The 19,915-nt window shown below is 70.6% G+C and carries 21 protein-coding genes; 6 read left to right on the top strand and 15 right to left on the bottom strand.

Annotation, left to right across the window (positions count from 1 at the left end):
* From ACZ4UV_RS19910 to ACZ4UV_RS19885, 6 genes are all read right to left on the bottom strand, one after another.
* On the bottom strand, positions 1–1,407 hold a 1,407-nt coding region (locus ACZ4UV_RS19910), incomplete at its 3' end, for a condensation domain-containing protein (RefSeq protein WP_451022123.1).
* A gap of 203 nt (positions 1,408–1,610) precedes the next feature.
* The gene (locus tag ACZ4UV_RS19905; RefSeq protein ID WP_390040553.1) at positions 1,611–1,829 is read right to left on the bottom strand and encodes an MbtH family protein; all 219 of its coding nucleotides are present in this window, start codon (positions 1,827–1,829) and stop codon (positions 1,611–1,613) included.
* A 222-nt stretch (positions 1,830–2,051) separates the two neighbouring features.
* Positions 2,052–4,361, bottom strand: coding sequence for an MMPL family transporter (locus ACZ4UV_RS19900; protein WP_451022124.1), 2,310 nt, complete (start codon positions 4,359–4,361; stop codon positions 2,052–2,054).
* Between the two features lie 115 nt (positions 4,362–4,476).
* On the bottom strand, positions 4,477–4,743 hold the full coding sequence (locus ACZ4UV_RS19895) for a hypothetical protein (RefSeq protein ID WP_390040549.1): 267 nt from the start codon (positions 4,741–4,743) through the stop codon (positions 4,477–4,479).
* Positions 4,743–5,057 carry an ArsR/SmtB family transcription factor gene (locus tag ACZ4UV_RS19890; protein ID WP_390041112.1) on the bottom strand — a complete coding sequence of 105 codons (315 nt, stop codon included), beginning with the start codon at positions 5,055–5,057 and terminating at the stop codon, positions 4,743–4,745. The genes ACZ4UV_RS19895 and ACZ4UV_RS19890 overlap by 1 nt, the downstream gene beginning before the upstream one ends.
* A gap of 75 nt (positions 5,058–5,132) precedes the next feature.
* Entirely contained in the window at positions 5,133–5,879 is a 747-nt protein-coding gene (locus ACZ4UV_RS19885) for a 4'-phosphopantetheinyl transferase family protein (RefSeq protein WP_451022125.1), read from the bottom strand.
* A 150-nt stretch (positions 5,880–6,029) separates the two neighbouring features.
* On the opposite strand from ACZ4UV_RS19885, the gene ACZ4UV_RS19880 reads away from it, so the two are divergent.
* Complete coding sequence (locus ACZ4UV_RS19880; protein ID WP_467839347.1) at positions 6,030–7,367, top strand: cation:proton antiporter domain-containing protein; 1,338 nt, start codon at positions 6,030–6,032, stop codon at positions 7,365–7,367.
* Positions 7,368–7,370: 3 nt separating this feature from the next.
* On the opposite strand, the gene ACZ4UV_RS19875 is transcribed toward ACZ4UV_RS19880, so the two are convergent.
* Together ACZ4UV_RS19875 and ACZ4UV_RS19870 are read right to left on the bottom strand one after the other, a co-directional pair.
* Positions 7,371–7,688, bottom strand: a complete 318-nt coding sequence (locus ACZ4UV_RS19875) for an ArsR/SmtB family transcription factor (protein WP_390040543.1) — start codon at positions 7,686–7,688, stop codon at positions 7,371–7,373.
* A gap of 337 nt (positions 7,689–8,025) precedes the next feature.
* Entirely contained in the window at positions 8,026–9,171 is a 1,146-nt protein-coding gene (locus tag ACZ4UV_RS19870; RefSeq protein ID WP_467839344.1) for a hypothetical protein, read from the bottom strand.
* A 485-nt stretch (positions 9,172–9,656) separates the two neighbouring features.
* On the opposite strand from ACZ4UV_RS19870, the gene ACZ4UV_RS19865 reads away from it, so the two are divergent.
* Positions 9,657–9,956, top strand: a complete 300-nt coding sequence (locus tag ACZ4UV_RS19865; protein ID WP_451018337.1) for a hypothetical protein — start codon at positions 9,657–9,659, stop codon at positions 9,954–9,956.
* A 39-nt stretch (positions 9,957–9,995) separates the two neighbouring features.
* On the opposite strand, the gene ACZ4UV_RS19860 is transcribed toward ACZ4UV_RS19865, so the two are convergent.
* Positions 9,996–10,928 carry a PfkB family carbohydrate kinase gene (locus tag ACZ4UV_RS19860; RefSeq protein WP_467839341.1) on the bottom strand — a complete coding sequence of 311 codons (933 nt, stop codon included), beginning with the start codon at positions 10,926–10,928 and terminating at the stop codon, positions 9,996–9,998.
* Positions 10,929–11,070: 142 nt separating this feature from the next.
* Here ACZ4UV_RS19860 and ACZ4UV_RS19855 point away from each other — a divergent pair, with 142 nt between their 5' ends.
* Together ACZ4UV_RS19855 and ACZ4UV_RS19850 are read left to right on the top strand one after the other, a co-directional pair.
* Entirely contained in the window at positions 11,071–12,114 is a 1,044-nt protein-coding gene (locus ACZ4UV_RS19855) for a phosphatidylinositol-specific phospholipase C domain-containing protein (protein WP_467839338.1), read from the top strand.
* Positions 12,115–12,215: 101 nt separating this feature from the next.
* Positions 12,216–12,776 carry a glycoside hydrolase family 25 protein gene (locus tag ACZ4UV_RS19850; RefSeq protein ID WP_388924545.1) on the top strand — a complete coding sequence of 187 codons (561 nt, stop codon included), beginning with the start codon at positions 12,216–12,218 and terminating at the stop codon, positions 12,774–12,776.
* Positions 12,777–12,866: 90 nt separating this feature from the next.
* On the opposite strand, the gene ACZ4UV_RS19845 is transcribed toward ACZ4UV_RS19850, so the two are convergent.
* Both ACZ4UV_RS19845 and ACZ4UV_RS19840 read right to left on the bottom strand, forming a co-directional pair.
* A complete protein-coding gene (locus ACZ4UV_RS19845) occupies positions 12,867–13,565 on the bottom strand; it encodes an NADPH-dependent F420 reductase (RefSeq protein ID WP_451018340.1) in 699 nt (232 codons plus the stop codon).
* A gap of 95 nt (positions 13,566–13,660) precedes the next feature.
* Entirely contained in the window at positions 13,661–14,662 is a 1,002-nt protein-coding gene (locus tag ACZ4UV_RS19840) for a zinc-dependent alcohol dehydrogenase family protein (protein WP_451018341.1), read from the bottom strand.
* 90 nt (positions 14,663–14,752) lie between these two features.
* Here ACZ4UV_RS19840 and ACZ4UV_RS19835 point away from each other — a divergent pair, with 90 nt between their 5' ends.
* Positions 14,753–15,784, top strand: a complete 1,032-nt coding sequence (locus ACZ4UV_RS19835) for an AraC family transcriptional regulator (protein ID WP_451018342.1) — start codon at positions 14,753–14,755, stop codon at positions 15,782–15,784.
* A gap of 211 nt (positions 15,785–15,995) precedes the next feature.
* On the opposite strand, the gene ACZ4UV_RS19830 is transcribed toward ACZ4UV_RS19835, so the two are convergent.
* Together ACZ4UV_RS19830 and ACZ4UV_RS19825 are read right to left on the bottom strand one after the other, a co-directional pair.
* Complete coding sequence (locus ACZ4UV_RS19830) at positions 15,996–16,208, bottom strand: EF-hand domain-containing protein (RefSeq protein WP_351491145.1); 213 nt, start codon at positions 16,206–16,208, stop codon at positions 15,996–15,998.
* A gap of 60 nt (positions 16,209–16,268) precedes the next feature.
* The gene (locus ACZ4UV_RS19825; protein WP_451018343.1) at positions 16,269–17,180 is read right to left on the bottom strand and encodes a helix-turn-helix domain-containing protein; all 912 of its coding nucleotides are present in this window, start codon (positions 17,178–17,180) and stop codon (positions 16,269–16,271) included.
* Between ACZ4UV_RS19825 and ACZ4UV_RS19820 the strand changes: the two genes are divergently transcribed.
* Positions 17,179–17,862 carry a GNAT family N-acetyltransferase gene (locus ACZ4UV_RS19820; protein ID WP_351491149.1) on the top strand — a complete coding sequence of 228 codons (684 nt, stop codon included), beginning with the start codon at positions 17,179–17,181 and terminating at the stop codon, positions 17,860–17,862. The genes ACZ4UV_RS19825 and ACZ4UV_RS19820 overlap by 2 nt on opposite strands.
* Before the next feature lie 11 nt (positions 17,863–17,873).
* On the opposite strand, the gene ACZ4UV_RS19815 is transcribed toward ACZ4UV_RS19820, so the two are convergent.
* Positions 17,874–19,067: a YncE family protein gene (locus ACZ4UV_RS19815; protein ID WP_451018344.1), complete on the bottom strand. Its 1,194-nt coding sequence runs from the start codon at positions 19,065–19,067 to the stop codon at positions 17,874–17,876.
* The gene (locus tag ACZ4UV_RS19810; RefSeq protein ID WP_390040519.1) at positions 19,067–19,822 is read right to left on the bottom strand and encodes a polysaccharide deacetylase family protein; all 756 of its coding nucleotides are present in this window, start codon (positions 19,820–19,822) and stop codon (positions 19,067–19,069) included. The genes ACZ4UV_RS19815 and ACZ4UV_RS19810 overlap by 1 nt, the downstream gene beginning before the upstream one ends.
* Between the last annotated feature and the right edge of the window lie 93 nt (positions 19,823–19,915).

The raw sequence follows: 19,915 nt of genomic DNA, 5'->3' as shown, positions 1-19,915 counted from the left end.
AACCCGCTCCTCGAACACCTCCTGCACACACCGCGACACCTCCCCGACCGACCCCCCAGGCCCACCCCACCCGAGCAACAACTCACGCTCACCCTCGTCGAGCATGTCGAGCCGGGAGAGCGGTCGCTCGGGTGCGGCCAGGGCGGACTCCAGCAGGCGTACGAAGTGCCGGGCCGTACGCTTGACGGTGGCCCGGTCGAAGAGCGAGGTGGCGTAGACCAGTTGCCCCTGGAACGAGTCCTGCGAGACGTCGTTGATCTGGAGCTCGAGATCGCACTTGGCGATCCGGCTCGTCATGGGGTACGCCTCCACGTCCAGGCCGGGCAGAGTGAGTCCGCCGTCCCCACGCTGGTGCATGGTGAGCGCCACCTGGTAGAGGGGCGTGCGGGACATGTCGCGTTCCGGCCTCAGTTCGTCGACCAGTCGGGCGAACGGCACGGCCTGGTGGTCGTAGGCGTCGATGAGCGTGCTGCGGGCCCGCGAGACCAGTTCGGTGAAACCGGTGTCGGACTCCCAGCGCCCGCGCAGGACCAGGGTGTTGATGCCATAGCCGATGAGTGCCTGTGACTGCGGGTGGGTGCGTCCCGACACGGTGGTGCCCACGGCCACGTCGCGCTGTCCGGTGTAGCGGCCGACGAGTGCCTGGAAGGCCGAGAGCAGCACGACGAAGGGGGTGGTGTCGTGGCGCCGCGCGAGGTCCCGGACCGCGGCGGTCAGCTCCGCGGAGAGCTCGAAGGCGACCTCCGCTCCGTCGTGGCCGCGCAGGGCGGGCCGCGGCCGGTCCGCGGGCAGGTCGACGGGGGCGGTGCCGTCGAGCTGGGTCCGCCAGTAGTCCAGATGCCCTTCCAGGGCCTCGCCGGCGACCTCCGCACGCTGCCAGGCCGCGTAGTCGGCGTACTGGACGGGGAGTTCCGGCAACGCCGGGGAGCGTCCGTCGCGGAACGCCTTGTAGAGGGCGGCCAGTTCGCTGCCGAACACTCGGGTGGACCAGGCGTCGAAGGCTATGTGGTGGAAGACCACGGTGAGGATGTGGTCGTCCGGCGCCAGCCTGAGCAGCCGCGCCCGCGCGGGCCACTCCTGCTCCAGGTCGAAGGAGGTGACCGCCTCCTGGGCCACCACACCGGGCACCCTGTCCCGGGGGTGATCGGTGAGTGGAAGATCCAGGTCGGCGACGGCGTCGTCGACGATCTGCACCGGCTCGGCGGCGTCCAGCGCGTAGCGGGTGCGCAGGATCTCGTGGCGGGCCGTCAGCTGCGTCCAGGCGCGGCGCAGCGCCTCGGTGTCCAGTGCGCCGCGGATCCGGAACGCGAACGGAACCAGGTACTCGGGGCTGCCGGGTTCGAGCCGGTTGAGGAACCACATCTGCTGCTGCCCGTGGGACAGCCGCAGCGGGGTGTTCCGGTCCACGGGGCTGATGCCGGGACGGCCACTGCGGGAGTTCCCACCGAGCCGCCGGCGGAGGAGCCTCTCCCGAAGAACATCGACGGCAGCGCTTCGCTCGTCATTTCCGGCGCTCATCTGTGTTGCTCCTCCTGCCACCGCTGGCACAGCAAAACCCGATGTGGAAAATTGATCACTTCAGCTCGACCGGCATGTTCGCGTCCGGGAGTTCAGTGCGCGGCCCGCTCCTCCATGCGCCGACGCAGGCTGAGCGGACGCATGTCGGTCCACACCTCGTCGATGTGCGCCAGGCATGCGGCGCGCGATCCTGTGGTGCCCTCGGCGCGCCAGCCGGCCGGCAGTTCCCGGTCGGCCCACCAGATGGAGTACTGCTCCTCGTCGTTGATCACGACGTGGTAGGTCTGGTCGTCGTCCCGCTCATCGGCCATCGGAGATCCTCACGTGAGAGACGGAGATGCCGCATTCCTCGAATGCGCTGCGATCAACGTCCCGAGCCTCGTCGCGGACCCGATACTTCGGCTATAGCCAAGCTATGCGAGCGCTCCGGCCCGGGAGCCGGCTGTTGCCGAACTCCCGGGCCGGAGCGCTTGGTTCACCCCCCGTTCAGGGGTGAGGTGGGGCAGTACGTCCCGTCTGCCACGGGGGATTGGCTAGACAGGACGTACTGGTTCGGGGGTCTGCGCCTCGGCGGATGTCGCCGCGGAGCCTTCGCGGCTGCCGTTCTTGCCGGGCCGGGGCGACCAGGCGCGGTCGCCGAGCAGGGTCATGGCGGCGGGCAGGAGCACACCGCGGACGACGGTGGCGTCCACGAGGATGGCGACCGCCATGCCGACGCCCATCATCTTGTACTCGATGGCGGAGAGACTGACGAAGACCGTGAACACACCGATCATGATCACGGCCGCGCTGCTCACCACACCCGCGCTGCTGCTGATTCCGCCGATGACCGCGGCACGCGCGTCGGCACCGCCCACCCAGCGCTCCTTGATCCGGCTGAGGATGAAGATGTGGTAGTCCATGCTCAGCCCGAAGAGGATGACGAACATGAACAACGGCAGCCAGGCGACCACACCGCCATAGGAGGTGAAGCCGAGCAGCGACCCCAGATGCCCGTCCTGGAACACCCAGGTGAGGACGCCGTAGGCCGCGCCGATCGAGAGCAGGTTGAGCAGGATCGACACCAGCGGGATCGCCCAGGAGCGGAAGGCCATCACCATCAGGACGAAGGCGAGGGCGAGAATGAAGACGAAGATCACCGGAGCGCGGCCGTTGAGCTGGTGGGCGAAGTCGTACGGCGTCGCCGTCTTGCCGCCGACCGCGTAGTCGATGCCCTGCACCTTGCCGAGAGTAGCGGGCAGCACCTTGTCCCTCAGCTTCTCCAGGGACGCGTTGGAGGTGTCGTCGGTGCCCTTGCCGACGAGGGGTACGCGCACCACCGCCACGTCGCCGACGGAAACCCAGGTGATCGGCTCCGCGATCCCGTTGCCCGGCGTGGCGGCCTCCTCGTGCAGGGCGTCGATGGCCGTACGCAGGGCGGGGGTGTCGGCGCTCGAGCCGTCGTCGGCGGCGATCGCCACCCGGGCCGGGCTCGCGGCACCCGGGAACGCGTCGTTCATGCGTACCGCGGCGTCCACCTGGGCGACGCTGCGCGGCAGACTGTCGGTCGTGGCCGGGTCCTGGAGCCGCATCCCGAAGGCGGGCAGCGCCACGAGCAGCAGGACCAGGGCGGCGATGCCCCCTGTCAGCGCGGGGCGCCGCACCACGGTGCGGGCCACCGAGGACCAGATGCGCGACTCGCGCGCCACGGTCCTGCGCCGGCCGAGCCAGGGGATGCGGGCCCTGTCGATCCGGTGCCCCAGGGCGGCGAGCGTCGCGGGCAGCACGGTGACGGAGCCGAGCACCGTCATGCCCACGACGATCACGGTGCCGGCGGTCAGGCCCTTGAAGACGTCGAGTCCGGAGAACAGCAGGCCGAGCACGCACACCATCACGGTGAGGCCGGAGACCACCACGGCGCGGCCCGAGGTGCGGGCCGTGATCGCGAGCGCGTCCCGGGTGTCACGTCCCGCCAGCCGTTCCTCCCGCTCCCTGCGCAGGTAGAACAGCGAGTAGTCGATGCCGACCGCCATGCCGATGAGCAGCACGATGGAGGAGGCGGCGCTGTTGACCGGCACGAAGTGCCCGACGGTCTGCAGCAGTCCGAAGGTGCCGATCACCGCGGTCGCGGAGAGCAGAAGGGGAATACCGGCGGCGATCAGCGAGCCGAACACGACGAGCAGGATCACCAGGGTGAGGGGCAGCGAGGTGACCTCGGACTTCTTGAAGTCGTCCTTGATCGCGTCGTCGACCACGGCGTTCAGGCTGCGGTCGCCGGCCGGCACGATCCGCAGGTCCGGGTTGCTGTCCTGCACTTCCTTCAGCAGGCTGACGACCTTGGCGTAGTACGCCTTCTGCTTCTCCAGTGGTCCGCCGAGTTCGAAGGTCACCAGGCCCGACCGGCCGTCGTCGGACAGCCATCGCTCGCCGTGGGCGCCGAGCGGCGAGCCGATGTCCCGCACCCCGGCGTCCGCGCCGCGCAGCTTGGACACCAGGTCCTTGGCAGCGCCCTGCAGCCGGCTGCTCTCGGTGAACTTGGGACCGTCGGCCTCGCGCGACTGGAACAGCACGTTCTCGCGGATCGAGTCACCGCTGTCCTCGGTGCGCACGATCTGCTGGGCCCGGCCCGCCTCACCGGGATCGGTGGACCGGGCGTCGGAGCCGCTGAGCAGCGCGCTGGAGAGGATGGCGACGATCACCAGCGCGAGCCAGCCCGCAATGGCGAGGCCCTTGTGCCGGACCGACCATCCGGCGACGGACTCCACGACCCCGCGGGCGGGGCCCACCGGGTCCAGGGCCCGCGGTGCGTCCGGCCTCTCTTCTTCTGCGGGCAGCCCGCGGTCTGACTTGCCTTTGCGCAGCATGAGCTGCTCTCCTTAAACGTGGAGGAGCGTATCCAGGGAAAACTCGCCCAGTGGCGAGGGACATGCCTTCCGAACACTGGGCCGCCGAGTTGCACCTCGGCGGCCCAGTCGGCGTCTACTCGACTTCTTTGAGGATCCGCTCCAGCGACGCCATGCGGCCGTCCATGTCGGCCAGACGGCGTTCCGTCTCCTGCTGGGCGGCGAGCGACTGCTCGGCCAGCTTGCGGTACTCCTCTTCGCGGGCCAGCACGGCCTTCGCGCGCCAGTTGGCGCCGAACTGCCAGATGATCACCGTGAGCACCACGGTGATCAGCAGGAAGACGCCGATGACGCCGAACACTTCCTGCCAGTCGGTACCGGTGTGGTAGTCGGTGGCCTTCATCAGACAGTCCCCTCCCCGTCCCCACGGGTCGTCTCGACACCGGTCAGCTCCGGTACCACGGCCGCGATCGCCTCCGGCGTCAGGTGCACCGAGAACCGTGTCACCTCGTAGAACTTCATCGCTTTCCCATCAGGTGAGATCTCCAGCTGCGCCGACACCAATCCCGCGGCCTCCAGCTTCTTCAGGTGGACCTGGAGAAGCGCGCGGCTGATCCCCATGTCCCGAGCCAACTGGCTCACGTACTTTCGCCCGCCGGCCAGCATCGCCACCACCCGCAGACGGTGTGGGTTGGCCAGCGTCGCCAGCGTCAGCACCAACTCGTCTCCGCTTGGCAGAGGCGCCTTCATAGCAACACCCAGCACATGCCAAGAAACGTTAGCAGGTACCAATCAGAGTTGCCACATGCCAGGCAGAGACTCAGCCTGCCTGATCACCACGGGCCGGACGCGCCCGGCATCCTGGGCCAGTGCCCCGACCAGCCCGGGCCCCAGGGCCAGGTCCCGCACGTACCAACGCCCGGCGAGGCCCGGTTCGCCGTACTCGACGGTCACGGGCCCGGCATCGGCCGGCCGGGTCTCCAGATCCCGGAGCTCCGCGACCATGCCGACACCGCAGGCCTTGAGCACCGCCTCCTTGCGGGTCCAGGCCCGGTAGAACAGCTCCTGACGCCGCTCGGGCAGGTCCGCGCGCCGCATGAGGTCGAGTTCGTCGTCGGTCAACGCCACCTCGGCCACCTGGTCGGGGGCGCACCGCTCGATGTCGACCCCCACCTGCTCCCCCGCCGTCACGGCGAGCAGCCAGTGCGGCCCCGATCTGGAAAGGCTGAAGTCGAGCGCGGTAACCGGGTGTTCGATCCGGGGGCGGCCGTGCCCGGGATCGGCGCAGCGGGGACAGGCGTGCCGGCCGAACCGGACGTCCGCGGGCGACACCCCGAGATAGCGGGAACCGAGCACGCGCCGGACGGCCGCGTGCACGCCCGCGTAGTGCGTCGCACGGAGATCGGATGCCCGGCCGGCCAGGCGCAGTTCGTCGTCGCCGAGGACGAGGAGGTCGGACGGCAGGGTCTGGTCCCCCACCCGGCCGTGCCAGACGTGGATGGCCCCTGTCTCACGGAAGCGTCCACTGGTCTCGGTCATTCCGGGGATCTCCTTGCTCACGGGCCGGGCCAACAAGCTCCGATACTCGCGGCGCCCCCTATACGGGCCGCATATCCGGCCGCCGTATAGGGGCTGTATAGCCTCCCCTCGAACCCTGAGGAGGCCCGCCACAGAGCCGAGGAGCTGCTCGTGTCCGCACCCGATCCGGTGACCGGCCTTCTGATCGCCGTCCCCACAGTGATCGTCGCCTGTCTGGCCGGATCCGCCCTGGCCCGCCGGATCGGTCAGCCACCGGTGGTCGGCGAGATCGCCGCCGGCATCCTGCTCGGCCCGTCCCTGCTCGGCATGGTGTGGCCCGCGGGACAGACCTGGCTGATACCGCCGGCCTCGGTCCCGTACCTGGGAGCACTCGGTCAACTGGGACTGCTGGTCTTCATGTTCCTCATCGGCCTGGAAATGGATCTGGGGCTCGTGCGCGGTCTGGGGCGTACGGCGCTCGTCGTGAGCCAGGCCGGCATCGTCCTGCCGCTGCTTCTCGGGATGGCCCTCGCGTGCGGCATGTACGCGTACCTGGCTCCCGACGGCGTCGAACGACTGCCCTTCGTGCTGTTCATCGCCGTGGCGCTGAGCATCACCGCGTTCCCCGTACTGGCCCGCATACTCACCGACCGCGGGATGTACCACACCTCGCTCGGCGCCCTGGCGATGGCCTCCGCGGCTGTCAACGACGCCTTGGCCTGGTGCCTGCTCGCGATCGTCGTCACCGCCTCGCACAGCGGTTCCGCCCTCGACCCGGCCCGGACCGTAGCGGCATCGGGCCTGTTCCTCGCGGCCATGCTCTACTTGGTGCGGCCCGCTCTCGCCCGCTGGACGCCGGGTGGGGGGCCGGTGGCGAAAAACGATGCGAGCCGTCCCGTCCCGAACGCACCGGACACCGGGCAGGACTGGCTGGTCCTCCTCGCCGTGTTCAGCGGCATCTGCCTGTCCTCCTTCACCACCGACCGCATCGGGCTGCACGCGCTGTTCGGCGCGTTCCTCTTCGGCCTGGTGGTGCCCCGCCGGTCCCTCGCAATCAAACGCGTCGCCACGCGGCTGCGCACGGTCGTCGTCCCGTTGCTGCTGCCGCTCTTCTTCGCCAACACCGGCCTGAGCACGGACATCGGTATGCTCGACGACGACCCGGCCCTGTGGCTCTGGGCCGTCGTCGTCCTCGCCGTCGCCATTCTGGGAAAGTGGGGCGGCAGCACCCTGGCGGCCCGCGTCTGCGGGCAGAATTGGCGGGAGGCCCTGTCGCTGGGCGCGCTGATGAACTGCCGTGGCCTGACCGAACTGGTCATTCTGAACGTCGGCCTTGAACTCGGTGTGATCGGGCGGGACTTGTTCACCATGCTGGTCCTGATGGCTCTGGTCACGACGGCGCTCACCACACCGGCCCTGAATCGGCTGCGTCGGCGCGACGACGCGTCCGGCCTCCTTCCCGAACCGGCGCTCCGGCAGGACGCGGCCGCTCAAAGCGACCGGGCATGAGCCCTACCCGTCCGCCTCATCCCCCGTCGGGTTGTCGTCCTGCACTGCCGCACGGATGATGTCGGCGTTCAGATAGAGGCCGAAAGGCACCAGTTCCCAGTATTTCAGCGGTGTCCCGTCCTCGCCCAGCTCCAGAGCGCCCACCACCAGGCCCGCCTTCTCCAGCCGTTCCAGGTGCATGTACAGCAGCGGCCGGGACATGCCCAGACGGCGGGCCAGCTCGCTCACGTACACTCTGCCTTCGGCAAGCTCGGCCATCACCCTCAGGCGCTGCGGATGACCCAAAGCAGCAAGTAACGCCAGAAGCTCCTCGCTGTCCATGGCTCACCCCTGTCTGGCCGAAACATGAGGAGACTTGCCTACGATCTTTGCGGTTGTCAAATGATCAGGAAGAAGGTCGCACGGGCCGTCCCCATATGGGAGAAACACTCCTCGTCGGGTCCTTCCGACGGGAGCAGTTGCCGGGACGGCACCCGGACAGCGCTAGTAGCCGCAGCTCAACTGGCTTTGGCAGCATGGCAGTCAGCGACGGGGATCGCACAGAACCTCAGGCCGGCCTCCGCGTGGGAGGCGTTCTCGCAGAAGGAAGGAGCCTGTGAAGGAGAAGTTCGCACTTCCCCTTCACAGGCTCCCTGTGTTTGCGTTGTGCTCGGGCTGCTCAGGAACCCGGCGCCAGCGTCGCGGCGAACGTCGGCGTGGCGAAGAGCTGCGCGTACGAACCCGCGGCCCACAGAGTGCCATCGGGGGCGCCGGAGAGTTCGTACACGTTCGTGACGTAGTAGCCGGTGGTTTCGGGCACACGGGTCACCTGTTCCCAGGCGGTACCCGTCCAGCGCAGGATGCCCGAGTGGCTGTTGGCGCTGCCCAGCCCGAGCCCGGCGTACAGCTTCCCGCCGGCCCAGGTCAGTTCACGGATCGCGTAGGCACCCGACACCGACACGTCGGCTCCGCCGGTCCAGGCGGAGCCGGTCCAGCGCAACACCTTGGTGCCCGCCGCGGCCCAGACCTCGCCGGAGGGGCCGGCCGTGATCTCCTCGATCCCGACGGTGCCGGTCGGAACGGCCACCTCCTTCCACGACGTGCCGTCGTAGTGGGTGACATAGCCGCGGCAGTTGCTCCCGCCCACGGCCGTGCACGTCTCACCGGCGGCCCAGATGTCGCTCGCCGACTTGACGTACACGGAGGTGAGTTCGGTCTGGCTGCCGGTGGTCGGGGTGACCTTGGTGACCTGCCAGCCGCTTCCGGTCCAATGGCCGATCGTGCCCGGGAGCGAGGAGGCGGACGACGAGCGGGTGGTGCCGACTGCCCAGACGTCGTTGGCGGAGACGGCCTTGATGTCCAAGAACCGCACCGTCGTGTCGGTGGGCGAGCGCTGCTCCCAGGCGGTGCCGTTCCAGTGGTTGCCCACGGTGGCCGCGGCCGCGGTCTGGCCGACCACCCAGAAGTCGTTCGCGGAGGTGGCCGTCCAGACGTCGTCGTCGTTCGTCTCCACGGTCTGGCTGGAGATGGCCGGCAGTAACGTCCAGGTCGTGCCGTTGCGCTGCCAGTACCGGGCGACCTCGCCGCTGCCGGCGTCGCCGCCTGGATAGGAGCCGCTGCGGGCGAACACGGTGTCGCCACCGTTCGCGAGGAAGGCGTCGAACCAGCGGCTGCTGTCCGGGTCGGCAACCGCCGTCCAGTTGTCTGCCGCCGCTGCGGGACCCTCCGCGAAGCCGATGACCACGCCGATCGCCGCCAGAACGACGGATGCCCCGCGGAGCCGGGCTCGGATACGCCTCGCCTGACCGGACTTTCGTGCGAACACTGTTCTTCCTCTCCCTGGGAAACCGAGGGACGACGCGCGGGCAATGCCTGACGCGCCCCGTCTCAGGCGAGTGTCGAGACAACCACTACGTCCGAGCTATACACACTGATCAGCGCTGTTGGACGCTTCCGGCCACCGAGGCGACAGGCATTGCCGAATCCGTCGCGCAGGGAAGCCACAGGCCCGTGGGGATACTCGGCATCCGGTCCGCGAAAAGTCCACGGCCTGCCACAGATCGATTCCGAACATGACAAATCCGCAGGTCAACACAGTGACCAAAGACGGCAGACAGGTCCGTCAAGTACAAGGAGACGGCGCGGGGCGGGCCGGGGGTGAACGTCATCGAGTGCTGAGGTGCTGGGGCCGGCCGACGGGTTCGCGCTCTCTTCTGCGCTGCCGGGGTTCCTGCCCCGGTGGCGGGATACGTCCCCCGTCGGTGGTCAAGGCTCTGGGGCAGGCTGCCGGTTCCTGCGGGAGGGGGACACGTGACGGTGTCGCCGGGGGTGGAATTCGAGATCATGGTGGCCGGCGGGCTGGAGATCGTCTCGACGCCGCTGTACTGGCTGCTCGACGGCCCCGGTACTGGCCAGTTGGCGGCCGCCTGCGTCCAGGGTGCCACCGGCATCGTCGCGCTGGTCGATCGAACACGCGTCTTTGAGCCGGATCCCCACCCGCGTGTTTTCGGGGACCGGGGCTCACCGACCGCCTGCGGGCACGCTTCCCGGGCCGCGAAGCATGGCCGAATCGCCGCGAGCGGATACGCAAGCGGCCCATGGGACCGATGAGGAGGGTCGAGGCGTTACGCGGTCGCTCGTGGCCGTCGGTCAGTCCGCCGTCAGCCACGCGCGCGTGCCGAACGAGGCGCAGGCGCGGGAGGCCACCGCCGCGGCGCGCGCCAGGGCGTCGGCGAAGGCCGGCCCGTCGAGGCGGTCGTGGGCGCTCAGGTGGTAGGCGAGGGCACCGTGCAGGACGTCACCCGCGCCCAGCGTGTCCACCACGCGGGTCTCGGGAACGCCGACGAGGCCCCCGGCACCGGGGCCCGCCCACACGATCGGCGCCCCGCCGCCGGTGACCGCCGCCCAGGTCACGCCGTGGTCCCGGAGGAACTCCAGGGTCTCGGCGGGCGTGGCGGTACCGGGCGGGTGGAAGTCCGCCGAGCACACGGCGACGTCGGTCGACGCCAGCAGCCTCTCGGTGCCGTCCTTCCAGCTGCCCGCGTCGAGGAGGGTGCGGCGGCCGACCGAGCGGGCGGCGTGCGCGACGTCGACGGCCAGTTCCATGTGATGCCCGTCGAACTCGGCGATGTCGCACGACTCCACCAGTTCCACCAGCCACTCCGGGTCGGCCGGGGCCCGCAGCCGGTGGCCGGTCGCGTTGGTGGATGCGACCGCGCGCTCCCCTGTCGACGCGGTCACCAGGACCGAGGACACCGCGGGCGGCTCCACGCGGCCGGCGGCGAGGTCCGCGACACGCACGCCGAGCGCGTCGAGGTCCGCCCGGACGCCGAGTGCCAGCGGATGGGAGCCGAGGCCCGTGAGCAGGCGGGGCAGGCCGCCCAGCCGGCCGAAGGCCACCGCCGCGCCCGTGGCCGGACCGCCCGCGGCCACCACCTGGTCACGGGCCGTCAGCTTCTCGTCCGGCCCCGGCACATGGTCCACCAGCTGGATGACGTCCAGGGTGCACAGCCCCACGAAGAGGCCCGCAGGCCGCCGCCCCACCGGACCCGTCCCCACCAGCGCCTCCTCCGGCCTCGGCATGCGGTCAGCGTACGTGCGGCCTCCCGGGTCCTGAGGGAGTTGCGGGAGTTCCGGAGGCCGATGTTCCCCCAGGGGCTACCGCTCAGTAACCACTTCCTTCTACGCTGCCGCCAACTCATCACCAACCCAAGGGAGTTGGGTCATGCGTGTACTGAGACGGCTGGCGGCGGTCGTGGGTGCCGGGGCCCTGTTCGTGATGGCGGGCTCCGCCGCGCACGCGGACACGGACCTGAACGCGGCGAAGTTCTCCGAGACCACCTCCATCGGCACGCACAACGCGTACGAGAAGGACAAGTACACCTACTGGGCGCAGGCCATGGACTCCGGGGCCTCGCTGCTGGAGCTGGACGTGTACGTCGACAGCATCAGCAAGCGGTGGCGGGTCAGTCACAGCAACCCGTGGGGCAACGACAACAACTGCGAACACGCCAACACACCGAGCCAGTTGTACAGCCAGAGCACCAGCCAGGACCTCGGCAGCTGCCTCGACAACATGGCGGCCTGGGAGCAGTTGCACCCGGACCACGCGCCCGTCGTCGTCAAGGTCGAGATGAAGGTCGGGTTCAACCAGACCATCGGCCTCGGCCCCGGCGCGTTCGACACCCTCGTCTCGCAGAAGCTCGGCAGCAGCGTGTACAAGCCGGCCGACCTGCTCGGCTCCTCGTACTCCACCCTCGACGCCGCCGCCAAGGCCAACGCCTGGCCCACCCGTGACCAGCTCAAGGGCAAGTTCATCTTCGAACTGATCCCGGGCACGGTGGAGGAGGCCAACCCGTTCGACCACTACTGGACGGACGAGGAGTACGGCGACCACCTGCGGGACCTGTACGCGGCCGGGAACATCTCCCAGGCCCAGGCCTTCCCCGCCGTACTGGGCGCCGCGAACGGGGATCCCCGGACCAGCAGGTACGACGCCTCGATCCAGCCCTGGTTCGTCTTCTTCGACGGCGACGCGGCGACGTACGTGAACAACGGCTACGACACGTCGTTCTACGCCACGAACCACTACATCCTGATCATGACGGACGCCTACAACGTCTCACCGGCGATCTCCTCGACCGCTCCGACGGACGCCGAAGTGGCCGCCCGGCTGGCGCTGCTCGCCGCCGACCACGCCAGCATCATCACCTCCGACTGGTCGACGAAGTCGGCGGCCGTGCTCGGCGAAGTGGCGGCCCGCGGCTGACAATTCACGCGCCCTCGCGGATCCCTCTCGGCGTGTCGGGGCATACGACATACGCAGTTGCAATTCGTGTCACCCCACTGGCACTCAGGGAGCCACCGCACATGCTGCACGGAATCGACGTGAGCGCGTACCAGTCATCTGCCTACGACACGGACGGCCTCTCCTTCGTCTTCATCAAGGCGACGGAGGGGCGTTCGTACGTCAACCCCAAGCTCGCCGCCCAGACCAAGACCGGCCGCGACGCCGGACTGGTCGTCGGCTACTACCACTTCCTCTGGCCCGGCAACCTCACCGCCCAGGCCGAGTACTTCGTCCAGCACGCCCCCGAGAAGGCGGGCGAGATCCTCGCCGTCGACTGGGAGACCACCGGCGACGGCACGCATGCCAGCAACGCCGAGAAGGACTCCTTCATCCGCAAGGTGAAGGCCCTCAGGCCCAGCCACCGGGTCGTGCTCTACACCAACCGGAATTTCTGGCTGACCATCGACACCACGTCGTACGCCGGCGACGGCCTCTGGATCGCCGACTACGTCAGCGCCGGCCACCCCCGCATCAAGGCCGACTGGCGCTTCCACCAGTACACCAGCGACCCCCACGACAAGGACGTGGCGGACTTCGCCAGCAAGGCCGCCCTCAAGGCCTGGGCGTCGAAGGAGGACTGAGCGGCGGCGCCCGTCCGGGGCGGCGGGACCGGGCTCCCCGATTCGATCCCACCGCCGGCCGCTCCGCGGGCCCGCAGGCCCGCGGAGCCGTCAGCCCCGGAAGTTCTCCTGGCGCTCCGGGGACGCCTCCGCCAGGGCCTTGCGTACGCCCTCCACACCCGCGCGCAGGCCGTACACCGGGGTGCCCGGCTGCTGGCGCCAGGAGTCGTCGATGCCGCCGTTGTCGACCGTGTCGAAGCCGAGCTCGTCGATCAGGGCGCGGACGACCCGCTTGGCGGCCTCGTCGTCGCCGGAGACCGGGACGGCCTGGCGCTCGGGGTCTCCGGCGGGGCGGCCTCGGTCCAGGATGTCCTGGGCGAAGGTGCCGTTGAAGACCTTGATCACGGGGTGGCCGATCTGCCGCTCGGTCCAGCGGCTCTCCGTGATGCCCTCGTCCTCGATGCCGGCGATCCGGCCGTCCCGCTCCCGCGGGTAGTAGTTGCCGGTGTCGATCACGGCGACGTCGTCCGCGGCGCCTTCCAGGAGCCCGGACGGCAGGTCCGGGACCGCCTTCACCGGGACCGTGACCACCACGACCTCCGCGCCCCGCGCGGCCTCCTCGGCCCGTACCGCCGTCGCCCCCGTCTCCTCGGCCAGGGCGGCGAGCGTCTCGGGGCCCCGCGAGTTCGCCACGGACACGTCGTGCCCGAGGGCGGTCAGCCGCCGGGTGAGGTTGCCGCCGATGTTCCCCGCGCCGATGATGCCGATCTTCATGACACGCCTTTCGAAGGTCCATGCACTTGCATACATACGCTGCTGTGCGGCGACAACCTCGGGCGTGCGCGGCCTATTCCACGGCTGGGCCGAACGGGTGAGGCCCGGTTCCGGCCCCCGGGTCCAGCCGCTCAGATCCGTACGACGATCTTGCCGATGTGCGTGTTGGACTCCATCAGGCGGTGCGCTTCCCGGATGCGGTCCAGGCCGTCCAGCACCTCACCGACGACCGGGCGGAAACCGCCGTCGGCCAGGCCCGCGTTGAGGAAGGCGGTGGAACGGCGCCGGCCCTCCGGGGTCGAGGTGAGGGCCTGGTTGGCGTAGGTGTGGATGGTGAAGGGCCAGTTCCAGGGGATCTCGGCGGGGCGGCGGTCCAGCCAGCCGTAGACCACCACCGAGCCGCCCGCGGCCAGTCCCTCCGCCAGCGGGCGGAAGCCCGGGCCGCCGATCGCGTCGAACATCACCTCGGCGCCGCTGCCCCCGGTAAGCCGCCTGACCTCCTTCGCCACGGCCTCTGCCGTCGACTCCCCGGTGACGATCACCTCCGCCGCGCCCAGTTCCAGCAGCCGCTTCCGCTTGGCCTCGGTGCGGGTGGTGGCGAGCGGGACCGCGCCGACGCGGCGGGCGACCTGGATCGCCGCGGTGCCGACGCCGCTGGACGCCCCGGTGATCAGGACGTGGTCTCCGGGCCGCAGCCCCGCGGTCTCCAGCAGCCCGCCGTACGCCGTCGTGTACGTCAGCCAGGCCGCGGCGCCGGTGACCGCGTCCACGCCGTCGGGGCGCGGGACGACCGAGGCCGCGGGCAGCACCACGCGCTCCGCGTACACGCCCCGCGCGCTCATCTCGATGCCGGGGCCGGTGGTCACCGGGTCGCCGACGGCCGGTTCGGTGACGCCCTCGCCGACGGCCTCGACGATCCCGGCGGCCTCGTAGCCGAGCCGGGAGGCGGGCAGGGTCGGCTGGTAGTAGTAGGTGCCCGAGCGGAACAGGGCTTCGGCCCGGTTGAGGCCCAGCGCCTCGACGCGTACGACGACGTGACCGGGGCCGGGGTCGGGGAGCGGCACGTCCTCGACGGTCAGGACGTCGGGTCCGCCGGTCTCGTGGAAGAGCACGGTGCGTGCGGTGTTCGACATGCGATCGACGCTAGGCGGCGCCCGCGAGACGATCCATGCCCTGCTGTCTCGCTTTCCTGTCTCAGCGTCTCGCCGGGCTACGGTGTGGACATGGACGTACTGAGCGACGCGGTGGCTGCGATGCGCACCGGGCGACCGCACTCCTCCCGCCGGGACAAGCACGCGCCCTGGGGGATGCGGTTCGCGGCCTCGGCGGGCGCCGGGTTCCATGTGGTGCTGCGCGGGTCGGCGTGGCTCCTGCCGGCGGCCGGCGAGCCGCTGGCGCTGGGGCCCGGGGACGTGGTGTTCCTTGCCCACGGTCACGGACACGCGCTGGCCAGCGGACCGGACGTGCCGCTGCAGGACGTGCGCCCGGGACCGGACGGCCGCTGGCCCGAACCGCCGCGTACGGCACGGGAGGCGGAGCCGGACACGGTACTGCTGTGCGGCGCCTACCAGTTGGACCGCTCCCGTGCCCACCGGCTGCTCTCCGAGCTGCCGGAGGTGGTCCATCTGCCCGCCCGGGTGGGCGCCCAGCGCTCGCTGCGGGCCGCGGTGGAACTGCTCGGAATGGAGCTGGAGGAGCGGCAGCCGGGCGCGGACGCCATCGTCACCTCGCTGCTCGACACCCTGCTGCTCTACATCCTGCGCGCCTGGTGGCAGCGGGAACGGGGCGACGAGAAGGGCAGGGGCTGGTCCGCCGCGCTGTCCGACCCCGCGGTCTCGGCGGCGCTGCGTGCCGTCCACGGCGACCCGGCCCACCCCTGGACGGTGGCCGAGCTCGCCGCCCGGGGCGGCCTGTCCCGGGCGGCCTTCGCCCGCCGCTTCACCGCGCTCGTGGGTGAACCGCCCCTGGCCTACCTGACCTGGTGGCGGATGACCAGCGCCGGCCGACTGCTGCGCGACCACACCCTCACCCTGCGCCAGATCGCCGAACGCACCGGCTACACATCGGAGTTCGCCTTCGCCAAGGCCTTCAAACGGGAGTACGGCACGGCACCGGGCCAGTACCGCAGAGCCTCCGGCGGCCCCACCGCCGGCACCGCGGGCCGCTTCACGGACGACCCCCCGGACCGACCCACAGCCAGCACCGCCGACCGCCCCGCGAACCAAACCCCCCGCCCTGCCCGCCCCGCCGGTTAACCCGCGAACGGATCCGCCAGCTCCACCCGCAGCACCTCCGCCGCCGTCTGCGCATCGCCCTCGGACACCGCGCGCGCCAGCGCCTCGTGGGCCGCGCCCGTCGGGGCGGTCCTGTCGGCGGTGAACCGGGCATGAGAACGTCGGCGGTGAACCGGGCACGAGAAAGGGGCGCCCGCACTCCAGGAGCCGGGCGCCCCTCCGCTCGTGGAACCTACTTGCTCAGGTAGGCCCAGTACTCGTCGAACGACAGGACCTTGTCGCCGTTGAGGTCGCGGGTCTTGATGATGGCCTCGGCCACCGCCTCGGTGACGTTCCAGTCGCCCCCCTGCGCGAGAGCGGTCTTGAACTCGGCGGCGGTGATGAAACCGTCACCGTCCGCGTCGATCCGCTGGAAGTGCTCGCGTGCCTCGTCGATGTCCGCCACCGATCCGCCCCTTTATGTCCGTGTTTCCATTGCCGTACCGGCGTAGTGCCGCAGGTCAGGTTAACGGCCCGGCCAGGCCTTCAGCGCGGCGACCACCCAGCCGAACTCCTCCTGGTACTGCGGCGGCGCCGGAGCACCCTTGATGACGTTCACCAACTCCCGGTAGCGGGCGACCTCGTTGCCCAGGTCGATCCGGCGCAGCACCGCCGCCCGGTCGGTGCCCGCCCCGAACACCTCGGCCAGCACGGCGTCCGCCTCCGGCGCCTCGGGCGCCACCCCGCGCTCCCGGGCCGCGCCGACGACGTCGACCAGCTTGCGGAAGAACCACTGCGAGGCACCGGCCGGGGTGTCCGGTCCCCGGTCGGACGCGTTGAACTCGATCATCCTGCGCATCGCCGCCCGGAAGTCCGGGTTCGGCAGCAGCTCGGCCAGCTCCACCCAGGCGTCGACCTGCTCGGGGCCGGGATCGTCGGGCAGCGCCACCCCGAGGGCCCGGGTCCGCTCCCGGATCCACGGGTCGGCCGTGTCCAGCCCCTCGAAGATCTCCTCCACGAAGTCGTCCACGATCCGCTGCCGTTCGGCGGCGGACAGTCGCGCCAGTCTGTTCATCAGGGTCATCTCCTCCGCAGTCGAACCGCGTCGCGCCACGGTCGACAGCACCGCACGGGTCACCTTCAGCGCCCGGATCTGCGCGTCCAGCGCCGCCACGTGCGTCTCGGCGACCTCCGCCACGGTCCGCTCGCCGGAGAGCACCTGGCGCACATGCCCCAGGCCGAGCCCCAGCTCGCGCAGGGTGCGGATCAGCTCCAGCCGGGCGAACGACCCGGCGTCGTAGAGCCGGTAGCCGCCCGCGGAGCGGGTCACCGGGGTGAGCACGCCCTCGTCGGACCAGTAGCGGATGGTGCGCACGGTCAGCCCCGTGGCCTTCGCCAGCTCGCCGATGGTGAAAAGTCCGGTGCCGTCTTCGATCATGTCTGCGAGTGTGGGCCTTCCAGTGGGTGGAGACTCAAGGAGCACGGTGACAGAGACCCTGCGGGACATTCTGGACGCGGCGGCCCGGGGTGTCTTCCCGCCGCCCGACGGCCGTACGACGGTCGTACCGCAGCCCTCCCCGCGGGACGCCGGGGTCCTCTCCTTCACCGCCCACTCGGTCGTCTTCGTCGACGAGGACCCCGGGTGGGTGTACGACACCCTGCGTGCGGTCCCCTGCGATCCCCTGTGCGCGACGATGAACGCGCGCTTCCTCACCGCCCTGATGGACCGCACCGGCCGCGAGCAGGAGACGATCGACGCGCTGCTGGTGGCGGGCCCGCTGCCCGGCCGCCCGGACCTTCCCCTGACCGAGCTCACCGGCCCCGACCACTCCCGGGTCGCCTACGCCCGCGCCCGCCGGGACGAGGTGCGCGCCTGGACGGTGGCGGGCGGGGTGCTGACGCTGGGGCGCGGGGTCGCTGGGCGCCTGGAGGTCTCGGTGGAGGTGGACGAGGGGGGACGGCAGCGCGGGCTGGGCCGGGCCCTGGTGGCCGCCGCCCGGCAGCTCGCGGACGAACCCCTGTGGGCGCAGGTCGCGCCGGGGAACGCCCGCAGCGTCCGGGCGTTCCAGGCGGCCGGCTACGTGCCGGTGGGCGCCGAGGCGCTGCTGCTCAAGGCCTGACCCCGCACCGGTCAGCGGAAGATGCCCGTGTGCCCGAGCGAGTAGCGGCCCGGCTGCGGGTAGACGGCGAGGCCGTGCGGGCCGCTGCCGACGTGGATGCGGGCCAGTTCGGCGCCGTTGCGGGTGTCGATGGCGTACACCTCGGAGTTGTAGCGGCCGGACAGCCACAGCACCTTGCCGTCCGCCGAGACCCCGCCCATGTCGGGGCTGCCGCCGCCCGGCAGCCGCCACTTCCCGGTCAGCCGGTTCCGGGCGAAGTCGAAGAGGGAGATGGTCCCCTCGCCCCGGTTGGAGATGTACATCACGCGGGAGTCCCGGCTGACGTACAGCCCGTGCGCGCCCTTGCCGGTGGCCAGGAAGGTCGGCCTGGTGAAGGCGTCGCCGTCCAGGATCCACACCCCGTCGGCCATCATGTCGGCGATGTAGAACCGCTTGCCGTCCGGCGAGACCTTGACGTCCTGCGGCATGGCGCCGTGGTACGGCAGTTTCTCCTGCCGGAGCACCTTCATCTGCTCCGTGTCCACCTTGAGCACTTCGCCGCTGAACTCGCAGGACACGATGAAGTACCGGCCGTCGAGGGAGAAGTCGGCGTGGTTGACGCCGTAGCAGCTGACCGGGACGGCCTTGACGGTCTGCATGGTGTGCGCGTCCCGGAAGACCAGCTGGCGGTCGTTGGAGGCCATCACGATCGCGTACTTGCCGTTGGGCGTGAAGTACAGGTTGTACGGGTCGTGCACGGCGACCGGTTTGCCGGCCTTGCCGGTCCTCGGGTCGATGGGGGTGAGGCTGTTGCCGAGGTCGTTGTTGACCCACAGGGTCTTCAGGTCCCAGGACGGCACGACGTGCTGCGGCTGCCGGCCGACCCGGATGGTCCCGGTCACCCGGTACGTCTTCGGGTCGATGACCGAGACCGTGTCGGAGTTCGTGTTCGGGACGTAGACCAGGGACGGGAAGCCCTTGACGACGGGTGAGAGGTTGCCGGGGCGGTCGGCGGCGTACACGTCCTTCGGGTCGAGGACCGGGGGCATCCCCGGCAGTCCGTCGACGGCCTGCTCCGCCTTCTTCGCCGGCGGCTGCACGGCCGCGGTGGTGCCGGCGGCCGGTCTGCCGGGGCTCTCGGAGCCGCCGCTGCACGCGGGCAGCAGCGCCAGGACGGCGAGGACGGCACCGGCGGACAGCAGACGGGCGGCGTTCGTGGTTCGCATCAGCTGAGCAGCTCCGTGGTGGTGACCGCGCGCAGTCCACGGCGGTGGAGTTCTTGGAGGACGTCGGGGAGGGCGGCGACCGTGTCCGGATAGCCGAAGTGCATGCTCACCACCGAGCCGCCCGTGACCTCCGCGAGCACCTTGCGGGTGATGGCCGATGCGCCGGGCCGGGTGTAGTCGAGCGAGTCGACGTCGTACGACAGCACGTGCGGGTAGCCCGCTTCGGCCGCGAGCCGGGCGACGAGCGGGGAGGCGGTCGGCGCCCTGGAGGGGCGGAACCAGCTCCCGATCGATCCGGTGAGCCGTTTCAGCCGGTCCGCGCACTCGGTGATCTCCTTGCGGGCGTCCGCCTCCGCCATGGCGTTGACGGAGACGTGCCGCTGGGTGTGGTTGCCCAGGTCGTGGCCGCCGTCGAGGACGCGGCGGGCCATGGCGGGGTACGCGTCCAGCCAGCTGCCGACGGCCAGCACGGTGAGGTGGGCGCCGTGCTGCTCGGCGGTGGTGAGGAGCTGGTCGGCGAGGGCGGGGTCGCCCTGGCCGTGGAAGGTGAGGGCGACAGCTGCGGTGGTACGGGGGCCGCGGGTGACCTGGAAGGGGAGCCGGGTGGGGGAAGCCGACGGCGACGGTGAGGCGGGGGTGGTGGCGGAGGGTGCCGCGGTGGCCGTACCGGTGGTGGCGCAACCGGTGGTGAGCGCGCCTCCGGCGGAGAAGGCTGCGCCTGCGCGGAGGAGGTCGCGTCGGTTGGTGGGGGTCACCCGCACTATTTAAGGGTGCACAGGTAAGAAAATTGGCTATTGACCCGAAAAGGGTTGTTTTTGCACGTTGCGGCCGGTGGGGGCTGGTCGCGC

The organism is Streptomyces sp. NPDC028289, from assembly GCF_055565975.1.
This window is presented reverse-complemented; position numbering and strand designations above follow the sequence as displayed.

Bases quoted from the DNA above. Each gene is read 5' to 3' on its own strand.
- ACZ4UV_RS19905 (WP_390040553.1), bottom strand. From the start codon at position 1,829: ATGGCCGATGAGCGGGACGACGACCAGACCTACCACGTCGTGATCAAC.
- ACZ4UV_RS19900 (WP_451022124.1), bottom strand. From the start codon at position 4,361: ATGCTGCGCAAAGGCAAGTCAGACCGCGGGCTGCCCGCAGAAGAAGAG.
- ACZ4UV_RS19895 (WP_390040549.1), bottom strand. From the start codon at position 4,743: ATGAAGGCCACCGACTACCACACCGGTACCGACTGGCAGGAAGTGTTC.
- ACZ4UV_RS19885 (WP_451022125.1), bottom strand. From the start codon at position 5,879: ATGACCGAGACCAGTGGACGCTTCCGTGAGACAGGGGCCATCCACGTC.
- ACZ4UV_RS19875 (WP_390040543.1), bottom strand. From the start codon at position 7,688: ATGGACAGCGAGGAGCTTCTGGCGTTACTTGCTGCTTTGGGTCATCCG.
- ACZ4UV_RS19860 (WP_467839341.1), bottom strand. From the start codon at position 10,928: ATGCCGAGGCCGGAGGAGGCGCTGGTGGGGACGGGTCCGGTGGGGCGG.
- ACZ4UV_RS19855 (WP_467839338.1), top strand. From the start codon at position 11,071: ATGCGTGTACTGAGACGGCTGGCGGCGGTCGTGGGTGCCGGGGCCCTG.
- ACZ4UV_RS19850 (WP_388924545.1), top strand. From the start codon at position 12,216: ATGCTGCACGGAATCGACGTGAGCGCGTACCAGTCATCTGCCTACGAC.
- ACZ4UV_RS19845 (WP_451018340.1), bottom strand. From the start codon at position 13,565: ATGTATGCAAGTGCATGGACCTTCGAAAGGCGTGTCATGAAGATCGGC.
- ACZ4UV_RS19840 (WP_451018341.1), bottom strand. From the start codon at position 14,662: ATGTCGAACACCGCACGCACCGTGCTCTTCCACGAGACCGGCGGACCC.
- ACZ4UV_RS19835 (WP_451018342.1), top strand. From the start codon at position 14,753: ATGGACGTACTGAGCGACGCGGTGGCTGCGATGCGCACCGGGCGACCG.
- ACZ4UV_RS19820 (WP_351491149.1), top strand. From the start codon at position 17,179: ATGTCTGCGAGTGTGGGCCTTCCAGTGGGTGGAGACTCAAGGAGCACG.
- ACZ4UV_RS19825 (WP_451018343.1), bottom strand. From the start codon at position 17,180: ATGATCGAAGACGGCACCGGACTTTTCACCATCGGCGAGCTGGCGAAG.
- ACZ4UV_RS19815 (WP_451018344.1), bottom strand. From the start codon at position 19,067: ATGCGAACCACGAACGCCGCCCGTCTGCTGTCCGCCGGTGCCGTCCTC.